At 48.6% G+C, this 12,908-nt stretch carries 9 protein-coding genes; 8 read left to right on the top strand and 1 reads right to left on the bottom strand.

Annotated elements, in window-relative coordinates; translation table 11 throughout:
• Positions 1-30: 30 nt before the first annotated feature.
• Both ACYQ1O_RS10785 and ACYQ1O_RS10780 read left to right on the top strand, forming a co-directional pair.
• Positions 31-1,248, top strand: a complete 1,218-nt coding sequence (locus tag ACYQ1O_RS10785; protein ID WP_459991692.1) for a PilX N-terminal domain-containing pilus assembly protein — start codon at positions 31-33, stop codon at positions 1,246-1,248.
• Positions 1,249-1,282: 34 nt separating this feature from the next.
• The gene (locus ACYQ1O_RS10780) at positions 1,283-2,206 is read left to right on the top strand and encodes a type IV pilus modification PilV family protein (RefSeq protein WP_459991691.1); all 924 of its coding nucleotides are present in this window, start codon (positions 1,283-1,285) and stop codon (positions 2,204-2,206) included.
• Positions 2,207-2,213: 7 nt separating this feature from the next.
• Here the strand turns inward: ACYQ1O_RS10780 and ACYQ1O_RS10775 are convergent, their stop codons facing one another.
• Entirely contained in the window at positions 2,214-3,008 is a 795-nt protein-coding gene (locus ACYQ1O_RS10775) for a cytochrome C assembly family protein (protein WP_459991853.1), read from the bottom strand.
• A 284-nt stretch (positions 3,009-3,292) separates the two neighbouring features.
• Here ACYQ1O_RS10775 and ffh point away from each other — a divergent pair, with 284 nt between their 5' ends.
• The 6 genes from ffh (at position 3,293) to ACYQ1O_RS10745 (ending at position 12,824) form a co-directional block, all read left to right on the top strand.
• Positions 3,293-4,648 carry a signal recognition particle protein gene (gene ffh, locus ACYQ1O_RS10770; protein WP_459991690.1) on the top strand — a complete coding sequence of 452 codons (1,356 nt, stop codon included), beginning with the start codon at positions 3,293-3,295 and terminating at the stop codon, positions 4,646-4,648.
• Between the two features lie 161 nt (positions 4,649-4,809).
• Entirely contained in the window at positions 4,810-9,681 is a 4,872-nt protein-coding gene (locus tag ACYQ1O_RS10765) for a beta strand repeat-containing protein (RefSeq protein ID WP_459991689.1), read from the top strand.
• 223 nt (positions 9,682-9,904) lie between these two features.
• Positions 9,905-10,411, top strand: a complete 507-nt coding sequence (pilV, locus tag ACYQ1O_RS10760; RefSeq protein ID WP_459991688.1) for a type IV pilus modification protein PilV — start codon at positions 9,905-9,907, stop codon at positions 10,409-10,411.
• Complete coding sequence (locus ACYQ1O_RS10755) at positions 10,408-11,325, top strand: PilW family protein (protein ID WP_459991687.1); 918 nt, start codon at positions 10,408-10,410, stop codon at positions 11,323-11,325. Before pilV ends, ACYQ1O_RS10755 begins: the two co-directional genes overlap by 4 nt.
• A 2-nt stretch (positions 11,326-11,327) precedes the next feature.
• Positions 11,328-11,885 (top strand): hypothetical protein, encoded by a 558-nt coding sequence (locus ACYQ1O_RS10750; protein ID WP_459991686.1) that lies wholly within the window; start codon positions 11,328-11,330, stop codon positions 11,883-11,885.
• A 63-nt stretch (positions 11,886-11,948) separates the two neighbouring features.
• Positions 11,949-12,824 carry a DUF4114 domain-containing protein gene (locus ACYQ1O_RS10745; protein WP_459991685.1) on the top strand — a complete coding sequence of 292 codons (876 nt, stop codon included), beginning with the start codon at positions 11,949-11,951 and terminating at the stop codon, positions 12,822-12,824.
• Positions 12,825-12,908: the final 84 nt, after the last annotated feature.

Below are 12,908 nucleotides of genomic sequence, written 5' to 3'. Positions count from 1 at the left end.
GTCTGCTACAAACTGTTGGAAACCAAGCCCATGCATAACAAAACAACTTATTATCCTAGAAACATAGGTCAGCAACGTGGCGCTGTCACACTACTCACTGCATTGATGCTTTTAATGGGCTTAACATTAATGACCTTAACCACATCGCGCACCAACCTGATTGACTTGCAAATCACCGGTAACGACATCCGCTCACGCGAAGCAAAAGAAGCCGCCGAAGCGGGTCTGGAATACGGCATTGCATGGGGCAGCAGAAACCTCATTGCCACGGGCGAGACCCACTGCCCCAATGCGCCCGGATGTCCGGCGCTCGAACCCATCACTGGGCTTACCTCTGGCGAAACCTATCAAATCACTGATTTGGTATTCAACAAAAGCAATAACTTCATAAAGGTGACATCAACAGCAACGGGGTCGGATGCCAACATCACGGCAACGGCAGAAAGCTTTATCGCCCAAGCCCGCAATCAAAAACTGTTTAAGGCCCAAAGCAGCTCACCACCACCGTGGGTTATTGCAAGCTGCATCACTACGCCTGCCACCGGCAATCCGGGCATATATTTAAGCAACGCCGGTAATCCGGCAGTCATCAGCGGAACTTCCGCCAACTCGGCTTGCCTGCCTGCGGGTCATCTAAACACTTATTTATGGACTGATGATGATCTTGATGGCGTAAAAGAAGACAATGAACAAGGTGCAAATACGCCTTTTATAACCAACACATTTTCGGGCTGCCCCGGTGGCAGTTGCGCATGGCTTCATACCTTTGACATGAGCTTAGCCGATGCCAAACAAGCCGCCTCCGATGCAGGACATGTTTTCTCCGGCAGCATTCCCTGCGGCGCAAGTGCAGAACCTTCCATTTACGTCATCGATAACTCAGGCTCCATCAACCGTGCCGATATTTCCGGAGGCTGCCTCTCCAATGGCGATGCAAACTTGGGTACGGCATCAGAACCGGTCTTGATTATTGTTCCTGCCAGCGCCGGCTGCCCAACATTTAATGGCGGCATCACCATTTACGGCATTGTCTACTACGAAACCACCAGCGCATGTGCCAGCCAAGGCTGGGGAGGCGCCAGCGTTTACGGCTCTGTTATTTGGGAAGGTAACGTTGATCGGCCTAACGCCAATTCGGTATTTGTTGAAAGCAATTACGGCAACGATGGCGAGACTTTGGACAGCCGCTTTAAGTTTGGCAACATTAGCCAAGCCAATCGCCTGCCTGGCACATGGAAAGACTTTTAGCGCCCATAAATTATTTTTACCGACTGAAACAATAATGGACAAACAATCCTACAAACAAAATAGCGGCTTTACGCTGATTGAAGCCTTAATTGCCGCGTTGGTAGTTGGCATTGGCATGATGGGTTTGGCAAAACTGCAAGGGCAGTTCTTTTTAGCGGGTTCGGACGCGCGAATGCGAACTCAAGCCATTAATTTGGCACAAGAAAAAATTGAAGCCTTAAGAAATTTTGCCAACAAAAACACCTACACGGCTTTTGCCAGCGGCAGCAATGAAGAAATCATACAAAACAGCTCAAGCGCCAACTTTACCCGAAGCTGGGAAATCGGTGATTGCCCCAATACCGTCAACTGCAAAAATATTGAAGTAAGCGTACGCTGGACAGATCCACAAGACCAAACACAAACGGTACAGCTTAATTCTTATATTGCCGAAGCCGACCCTGTCAGATCGGGCATTATTTTGGCATCCGCCACCACCAGCACAACGACGACGACCACAGCCGCTCCAAGCTCCACGACCGTATCCACGACGACAACGACAAGCTCTAGCTCTTCGACAACCAGCACGACCCGCTCAAGCACTTCATCAAGCACCAGCACAACGGGCTCGTCATCCTCAACCAGTTCATCAACCACATCCAGCAGCACGCCCAGCACTTCCACCACACTCAGAAGCTGCAGCGTCATTGTGCAAGGCACTATCAGTAAGGCGACTGACAACGGCGGCAAAAATGCCAACAGCAGCGCTGTCAGCGTGACCGCCACGCCAGGAGGCAAGTGTTCCAAATCCTCCGCGACCACCGCATCGGGCATCTATACTTGCCCCGCAGCAACCGTGGTTTCCGGCACGGCCATCATCATCAGCGGCAATAAAATATCCGGCGACACAGCGGTTAACGTTACGTGCACCGGCACAGCACTTGCCATTGCAGGCCCCAGCCTGTTCACCACACCCTAGCCAGAGGCTAGCGGTGCAAGATCAGCTCCAGTACCAACTTAGTACCAAAATACGCCAACATTAATAACGCAAAGCCTGTCAGAGTCCATTTGATCGCGGTTTTACCGCGCCATCCATAAAGCTTACGCCCCGCCAGTAAGCAAGAAAAAATCAACCAAGCGACAATCGACAGCACCGTTTTATGCACCAGATGTTGGGCGAACAAATCTTCAATAAACGCAAAACCACTTGCCAAAGCGACGGTCAAAAAAACCAACCCTGTCGCCAGCATCTGGAACAATAACGACTCCATTGTCTGCAAAGACGGCAAAGCCCTTATAAACCGCTGTGGCGAGTGACTTTTAATTTGCTTATCTTGAATTGCCAGCAATACTGCCTGTAATGCAGCAATATTCAAAAGACTGTAGGCAATAATCGAAGTGAGGATATGAACGCTCATTGCCCAACTGTAACTAGGCAAATGCGGTGATCTTGCGGAAAATAGGACATCAAAAGCCAACATCAAGGCGGCGATGGGGAAAATGGCAATACCCAACTTTTCAACAGGCTTATTCAGGCTTGCCAACAAAAGTAACGAAGCCACAATCATTGCCACCAAGGCGGCGGTATTAAAAAAGCCAAAACTAAAGCCCCCATACTGATGGCAATGTAAACCGATATAAACCATTTGCATGGCAACCGCAATCCAAGCTAACGCCACCGGCAACTTATTGCCCTGGCCTTGGCAAAGGTGGCGAACCAATAACCCACAAGCAACCAGATAAGCGGTAATGGAAAAAAAGGCAAATACGTCAGTCATCATTGGCGGGGCTTTCAAAATGGGTTTAAAAATGCTTGGCTTTAGGTCTTGCAGGCTTTCAAAACGCCAAAGGCTTAAATAGCCAATTATTTGCACTGTGCAAACATCAAAGCCTCTTTTCAGCCAGTGCAAGGCATTGAAGCCTATGTTAAACTATCCCGTTTTACGGTTCTAGTGCAGCCCTTCGTTTAAGCCTGCCACTGCCGCACGCACAGCTGGATTTTGCATTGCATGCCACTGTGCGCCAAAACACCAACCTTTACCACTAAAATAACTATAAAGCAGCCATGTTTGACAACTTAACCGACCGACTCAGCAGTACGCTTAAAAAACTTAAAGGCCAAGCACGCCTGTCCGAAGACAATATCAAAGACACCCTGCGCGAAGTACGCATGGCTTTGCTGGAAGCTGACGTAGCGCTGGCTGTCGTCAATGATTTCATCGAAAGCGTAAGACAAGGTGCGTTGGGTCAAGAAGTACAAAGCAGCCTCACACCAGGCCAAGCAATGGTCAAACTGGTGCAGGCCGAGTTAGTCAAAACCATGGGTGCCGCTAACGAAGGCTTGGATTTAAAAGCCGTACCACCCGCCGTCATTTTAATGGCAGGCTTGCAAGGTGCCGGTAAAACCACCACCGTTGCCAAATTGGGACGCTGGCTGAAAGAAAACCAAAAGAAAAAAGTCGGCGTGGTCAGTGCTGACGTCTACCGCCCGGCGGCCATCAAACAATTGGAAACCTTGGCTAACGACTTATCGTTGGATTTCTTCCCCAGTGACATCAGCCAAAATCCAGTTGACATTGCCAAAAATGCCATCGATGCCGCGAAACGTAAATTCTTAGATGTCATCATCATCGACACCGCAGGCCGTTTGCACATTGACGATGAAATGATGGGGGAAATTAAAGCCCTGCACGCCGCCATCAACCCTATCGAAACACTGTTCGTTGTCGATAGCATGACAGGCCAAGACGCCGCCATTACCGCCAAAGCGTTTAACGACGCGTTACCGTTAACCGGCGTCATTTTAACCAAAGCCGACGGCGATGCCCGTGGCGGTGCCGCCCTATCTATCCGCCACATTACCGGCAAACCGATCAAATTTATCGGTATGGGCGAAAAAACCGACGCATTGGAACCCTTCCACCCCGATCGTATCGCCTCGCGTATCTTGGACATGGGCGACATGCTCAGCCTGATTGAAGAAATTGAGCGTAAAGTCGATAAAGAAAAAGCCGAAAAATTGGCGCGCAAAATCCAAAAAGGCAAAGGCTTCGACCTTGAAGATTTCCGCGAACAACTGCAACAAATGCAAGATATGGGCGGCATTGGTTCGATGTTAGAGAAACTGCCCGGCATCAAAAGTGTACCCAAAGACATGAAAGAGCAAATCAACGACAAAATGTTGGCTAGGCAAATCGCCGTCATTTGCTCGATGACTATGCAAGAGCGGCGCTTTCCAGACCTCATCAAAGGCAACCGCAAAAAACGCATCGCCGCCGGCTGCGGGCAAGAATTGCAAGATGTCAACCGCCTGTTAAAGCAATTTTTGATGATGCAAAAAATGATGAAAAAAATGAAAAACGGCAATTTAACCAACATGATGCGCGGAGCCAAAAGCAATATCCGCGGATTGAGAAGATAACACCTAGCCTGCCAATCTCGGCAGGCTGTTTTTTTTTGGTCGATTGGCTTGATGTGTCGAGGTTATCAACTAAAATCGATGTTGAAAACTTCACAAATTCCACACAAAATGATTCTGAACGCTAAACTTAATTTCTTAACGAACAATTAGAGGTTTGCAACATGGCTACTTATAAATATTCCACTTATGCTGCCGCCAGCAGCACATCATTTACAGGTAGTTCAGGTTCAGCACCCTTCACAACCAGCGACATATTCAGCTTTGATGACGAAACCCTTACGGCCTCAAGCATTGTCATCGACAATACGGTCGTCACCAGCCCCAAAATCACCATTGGCGGTAAATCGTTTACGTTTGTCAACTTCAGCATTCAGAACATATCAATAACCAATTTCCTTTTTGGAAACGGCAGCAAGTTCCAAATAGGTGACGGCACATCCGGCACCCTTAACGATGATTCACCAAACGTCATTACGGGCACTGACTTCAACGACTACCTTGATGGCTTAGGTGGCATAGACACCGTCTCTTACGCTAGCGCATCGTGGGGCGTTACCATCAACCTCCTCACAGGCGTAACGGCGGGTGGCGCGGGCGTTGACAAATTGCTCAACATAGAAAACGCGACGGGTTCTGCATACAGTGACATACTGACCGCCAGCAATGCCGGTAGCATTCTTGACGGCGGCCTTGGCGTTGATACGCTTACCGGCGGCACCGGCAACGATACTTATATGGTAGATGCCGGTGACGTGGTCAGCGAAACTTCCACAGCCACCACATCCAGTTCTGACCTAGTCATCAGTAGCGTCAACTACGCTTTGACCGCTAACGTAGAAAACCTAACACTGACCGGCAATGCCATCCAAGGTATCGGCAACTCCCTCAACAACATCCTTATCGGCACAACCGGCAATAACATTTTGGACGGTGGTACCGGCAACGATGCCATGACCGGTGGTTCAGGCGACGACACCTACTTTGTCGACAGCACACTGGATACCGTCACAGAACTGACCAATGGCGGCACGGACATTATCTATTCAACCGTCTCCTATACTTTAGGTTCAAACATTGAAAACTTGCGCTTGTTATCAGGTGCTATCAATGGCAAAGGTAACGACTTAAACAATATTATTTATGCCAGCAGCGGCAGTAACACCCTAGACGGAGGCTCCACAACCGCCACTGATATAGATACGCTGTCTTACCAATATGGCGCAACCGCTGGCGTTACCGTATCACTGACAACAACAACCGCACAAGCCACGGGCGGTTCCGGTTCTGACACCATCTCAAACTTCGAAAACTTAACCGGCAGCGGCTACAGTGACAACCTAACGGGTACGTCAGGCAATAACACCATCATGGGCGGTGCGGGCAACGACACCATCACGGGCTTAGGCGGCACAGACAAACTGGATGGTGGCGCAGGCAATGACACTTACGTACTCACCACCGTTACTGGCGTAACGTTTACCGACGCATCGGGTATCGACACCGTTAAAATCAGTGAAACTTCATCGATTGCCACTTACACGTTCCTGGAAAACCTTACCCTCACCGGCACAACCAACATCAACGGCACAGGTAACGGCAACGCTAACACCTTGCTGGGCAACAGCGGCAACAACACGCTAGATGGCGGCGCGGGCAACGACTTTTTAAAAGGCAACGGCGGCACCGACATCCTGATGGGCAACACAGGTGATGATACTTACATTATTACCAATGCCAGCCCCGGCACTATTTCAGAACTGGCCAGTGCAGGTACCGACTTGGTTATCACCAACGTCAGCGGCACAATATTGGCCGATAATGTTGAAAACCTTACTTATGGCTCAGTCACCATAGACAGCTTCGGTGTCGTATCTGCCATTACAACAGGGTCAGTGGCCTTCACCGCCACAGGCAATGCCTCCAAAAATATAATGACCGGCGGAACAGCCAACAACACCTTATACGGACTGGCTGACAACGACACATTAATAGGCAATATCGGCAATGACTACCTAGATGGCGGCACGGGCAATGATGCCATGAGCGGCGGCGCAGGCAATGACACGTATATTGTCGACAGCACAGCCGACACCCTCACCGAAGCCAGCGACGGCGGAACAGACACTGTCCAATCCAGCATCACTTACACCCTTGTCAGCAACTTGGAGAACCTGACACTCACCGGCACCACAGCCATCAACGGCACTGGCAGCAGCGACAACAACACATTATTGGGCAACAGCAACAACAATGTTTTAGATGGCGGCTTGGGCAATGATTCCATGGGCGGTGGTTTGGGCGACGACACCTACATACTGGACAACTCCTCTGATACCGTCACCGAAGTTGCCAGTGCCGGCACCGATACCATCCAAGCGGGCTTCACTTACACACTATTGACTAACTTTGAAAACCTGACATTAACCGGCACGGCAACCATTAACGGTACCGGCAACAGCGTCAGTAACGTGCTTGTTGGTAACGCCGCCAACAACACCTTAGATGGCGGCACAGGTGCTGACTCCATGAGCGGCGGCCTGGGTAGCGACACCTATGTCGTTGATAACACAGGCGATTCCGTTACCGAAGCAACCGGCACAGGCTCAGGTATAGACCTCGTCCAATCCAGTGTTACCTATACCATCACCGACACCAACATTGAAAACCTAACCCTAACCGGCACGCTTGCCATCAACGGCACCGGCAACAGCGCCGCCAACACGCTCACCGGCAACTCAGGCGACAACATATTGGACGCAGGTGTGGGTGCAGACGCGATGATCGGCGGTACAGGCAACGACACCTACGTGGTTGACAACACTGGCGACACCGTCACCGAAGCAACCAGCGCCGGTACGGATACCGTACAATCCAGCATCACTTACACGCTGGGATCAAACCTGGAAAACCTAACCTTAACCGGCACCGCAACCATTAACGGCACAGGTAACAGCGACGGGAACATCCTCATTGGCAACACCGCCAACAACACGCTGAGTGGCGGCGCAGGTGCCGATAGCATGAGCGGCGGCACAGGTGACGATACTTATGTGGTTGACAATACCGGCGACACCATTACCGAAGCAACCAGCGCAGGCACCGATGCCGTTCAGTCCAGCATCACTTACACCTTGGGTGCCAACGTAGAAAACCTAACATTAACAGGCACCGATGTCATCAATGGCACGGGCAACAGCAACAATAACGTATTGGTTGGCAATACCGCCGCCAACACCTTAGACGGCAGCACCGGCGCAGATGGCATGAGCGGCGGCACCGGCAACGACACCTACATCATTGACAACACCGGCGATACCGTTACCGAGGCCGCCAGTGCAGGAACAGACACGGTTCAATCCGGCATCACTTACACCTTGGGTACAAACCTAGAAAACCTGACACTCACCGGCACGGCAGCCATCAACGGCACTGGCAACAGCGTAGGCAACACCCTCACAGGCAATACCGCCAACAACACCTTAGACGGCAGCACGGGGGCAGATGCCATGAGTGGCGGCACCGGCAACGACACTTACGTGGTTGACAACACCGGCGATACCGTTACCGAAGCAACCAGTGCCGGTACGGATACCGTTCAATCCAGCATTACCTACACATTGGGCGCGAACCTAGAAAACCTGACACTCACCAGCACCGCTGCCATCAATGGCACGGGCAACAGCATCAATAACATCCTAACGGGCAATACCGGCGCCAACACCCTAGACGGCAGCACCGGAGCTGACTCCATGAGCGGCAACACCGGCAACGACATCTATATTGTTGACAACATTGACGACACCGTCACCGAGGTTGCCAGCGGCGGCACCGACACTGTCCAATCTGGCGTGACTTACACTATCTCGGACGTCAATATCGAAAACTTAACGCTGACCGGCACACTCGCCATCAACGGCACCGGCAACAGCCTAGGCAATGTATTGGTTGGCAACACCGCTGACAACAGGCTGGATGGCAGCACCGGCGCAGACGGCATGAGCGGCGGCACAGGCAACGACACCTATATCGTTGACAATACCAGCGACACCATTACCGAGTCCGCCAGCTCAGGAACAGATAAGGTTGAAGCCAGCGTAACCTACACATTAACCAGTACCAACCTTGAAAACCTGACGCTAACGGGCACTTTAGCCATCAACGGCACGGGCAATAGCTTAGGCAATACACTCACCGGCAATACCGCCGACAACGTCCTTAACGGCAGCACCGGCGCAGACGGCATGAGCGGTGGCACAGGCAACGACACTTACGTGGTTGATGATACTGGCGATACGGTTACCGAAGCAGCCAGTGCCGGTTCTGACACCGTGCAATCCGGCATCACTTATACCTTGGGTTCAAACTTAGAAAACCTGACACTCACCAGCACCGCTTCCATCAATGGCACGGGCAACAGCACCAACAACACCTTAACTGGCAATACCGGTGCCAATACCCTAGACGGCAGCACCGGCGCAGACTCCATGAGCGGCGGTACAGGCAACGACACCTACGTGGTTGACAACACCGGCGACACTGTCACCGAGGTTGCCAGCGGCGGCACCGACACAGTCCAATCAGCTGTTACCTACACCCTATCTGATGTCAATGTCGAAAACTTAACACTGACCGGCACTGCCGCCATCAACGGCACCGGCAACAGCCTAGGCAACACCTTAATAGGTAACACAGGCAACAACATCCTAACTGGCGGTGCAGGCAAAGACACCCTGACAGGCGGCACAGGTGCAGACACCTTCAGGTTTACTGCCGCATCTGAATCTACAACCGCAACACCCGATGTCATCTCCGACTTTAATCGCACAGAGGGCGATAAAATTGACGTCAATAGCATTTTTACCGCTGCGGCCCCAACAACATTAAGAACGACCGCATTCACCAACACCGGCACACCACAAGTGAACTATATCAGCGGAAAAATTAGCTTTGATATTACCGGCGATGGAGTTACCGATTTTGCAATCACCTTAACGGGTACACCGACATTGACATTAAGTGATTTTATTTTTTAATCACAGCCATCATCAACGGCAGAAAATATGAATATATTGACCATTAATTTTGGCTTCACCGAATATGAAAATATTTGGTGTACCCAAATAATGAAAAGCCCAAGGTGGTCAATATTGCAGCAAAGTTGTAAACAACAAAATAATGTGAAAAATTCACATTATTTTGTTGCAACATCAACAACTTGATTTATACTCAATCCATATATTTAAAGCTGCTAACGATATGAATTACTTATTAAACTATGTCTTTCGCGAACGTGCTTCAATAAGAAAAAGCAGCGGCTTTACTTTAATCGAAGTTTTAGTTTCTATGATTATCATCGCCATCGGTATTCTGGGAACTGTCGCCTTACAAGCACGTAGCTTAATGGATAACCAAGATGCCTATTTGCGTACCCAAGCCATTTATTTGGCTTACGACATGAGTGACCGAATAAGGGCGAATGTAACTGGCTGGAGTGATGTTCCGTTCCCTAACGCCAACGATTGCACCGCACAATTTGGTCTTTGTAGCTCAAGACAAATGGCAGAATATGACATTTGGCGTTGGCAATCCAACGTAACCAATACATTGCCTAATGCCACCAGCAATATAACCCTTTATGGAGAGATGTGTTCAAGTGGCGTTTATGCCAGAGGATTTAGCATCGAAGTCAGATGGACAAGAGCCAATAAAACACTAAACGAGAAAATAGGCGATGCGTGTTATTCGATGGACGTAGCAATATGAAATCGAAATTGTCAGGTTTTACACTTATTGAGCTAATGGTTGCCATATTACTTGGCTCTTTGCTGGTTGCCGGCATTTCTGTGATTTTTTTACAAAGCAAAAGAACTTTTGAAAAACAGCAATCATTAAGCTACATGGTAGAAGATGGTCGCTATGCGCTTGAGATATTTGGGAAAGAATTCCGAAGAAGGGGTTTTTTAGTTAACAAGCAAATAGCAGGACAAGAAGCAAAGAACATTTTTTTAACAAAAGCCAATGCGGCTGAATCAGGAATGACCTTAAACGAGGCGGAAAGTATTACGGGTACATACAACGCCGCCGGAATTAATAACGCTTACGATACCAATCATGTGGTTTTTCGTTACCAATTGGAACCTGGCGGGAGTTGCAGCGATACATTTTTCGAAAATAAGGGAGACTGCCAAAACAATGGGGCAATATGGAACCAGAATAATAACGACAAAGATGAGGGTTTATCAGCTTGTAGCAGCCAAGTATCTGATCAAGCCGGAGGCGTGACCGCAAATTTAAAGACTATCGCCTTCTATGTCGCCAACGATGCCAGTGGAACGCCGACTTTATACTGCAACTCGGAGTCAACTAAAAAAGACGGCACGCGTGTCGACTTCGCCAACAATATTGAACTGGTTTCGAATGTAGAAAGGCTGCTCATCGTTTATGGATTGGATACCGATGATGATGGCGACGCTAACAAATACCTTCCTGCCGATCAAATAATTCTTTGGTCTAATATAGTAAGTATAAGAATCTATTTGGTGTTGATGAGTGACCAGACTAATTTAAACAAAAGCACCCCCAGCTTTCAGATTGACGATACCGTTTTCAACGTCAACGATGCATCGTCTAAACGTTTATATCGCGTCTTTAGCACCACTATTGCGTTCAGGAATTAACAATGAAACGGTTTTTGAAACAGCAAAAAGGCATGATTTTAGTTTTTAGCTTGGTGTTCCTGCTGCTGATTTTATTGCTCAGCGTCAGCCTAGTACAACAAAACCGAATGCAGTTTTTAATGGTCAGCAACACACAAGGTCAAGCCAGTGAAATTGCAAATTTAGAAATTGCGCTATGGGCAACTGAAAAATATATCGACAGCAAGCGCTACGAAAAGGGTTCACTACCAAACAAAGCCGCTGGAGAGCCACAAATATGCCAGTCATCCGGCGGGTTCTATAACCAATTAAGCCCCGGTCAATTGTCAAGTTCAGACATCAATGTCGATTTACCTAACGGTTCTAGCGTAGAAATCACAAAAACAGCTTGCCTGAATGGAAACGGAAATCAACTCAATGAAACGGATTGTTCCTGGCTTGTTAATGATTGTAACAAACCAACAACAGCAACCAATCCATGTGATGTTGAAATTTATACTATTGCAATAACTATGAAAAATTCGACGAACAACGAACGCTCCGTTGTTTCAAGATATGCTGTGAACTGTAAGGATCAGTAAACAATAAAAGGAATTACAACATTAATGACTATTTATATTTTTTATTTTTAGAGGTAACTAACCATGAAGAAAAAAACACTTATCAACGCTGCTATAGCAGCCACCACCCTTATTGGTGCCACCGCTGTTTTTAGCGCGACCTATGGTAAAGAATGGGTTTATGCTGTCAGCTACAGCTCAAGCGGCGTTCCTGCAGGCATGACCAATTTGGCCAGCCAATTTCCAACCAACTTGGTTAGCAGCATATTAACCGTATTACCAGAAAGTAGAGTCGTCTCACCATCGTTAATTACTGACGACCACGGCGCTAACCTATTTTTGAAAAAAGATGCCCATATTAGGATTGCCTATGTAACGGAAGGCGCCGGCTATAGGAACGCTCTTGGATTTTTCCAATTCATACCATCAGACTTAAACAACGCGGCTTTTGTACCCAGCACCAAAATCATGTTCCCTGACTATTCTAGCGACAAACTGACTAGTGGCGATTCTGTCGATTTAGGCACATTCAGCGCCGGTACCGCTATCGGCTTTACTGTCGTCGCCAATGGTTGGAATGGGACTAAAGTCAACCCTAGCCAAGACCTTAAAAACATCTACTATACCATTAAAGGCTTGAACCCAGAGACAGACGCGAACTACAAACCCCACACCGTTTTGCTCTCCAGCCCACAAGATGAGTTATTGGTATTGGGTATTGAAGACTTATACCGTATGCCAGGTTCAGGAAGTGACGAAGACTTTAACGATGCCGTTATCGCCATTTTTGTAGAGCCTTTTGATGCGGTGGACAGAGGAAATATCACCACATTCGACACGTCGACACCTGACACACCTAGCACAGAAACTTCAGAAACAAAAGGCTTCAGCGGACGTTTAAACTGGCGCGAAAAAGCCGACCAAAAAACCACTTCAACTGACGTCAATCAAACCCGTTAATTTTGGGTGAAGGAAGTAGAGGTTATAATCCATAACTTTTTACTTCCTAAAACTTGGGTTGCCCTAAAGCAACCCAAGATTTTT

The sequence above is a fragment of the Methylosoma difficile genome, from assembly GCF_054657615.1.
This window is presented reverse-complemented; position numbering and strand designations above follow the sequence as displayed.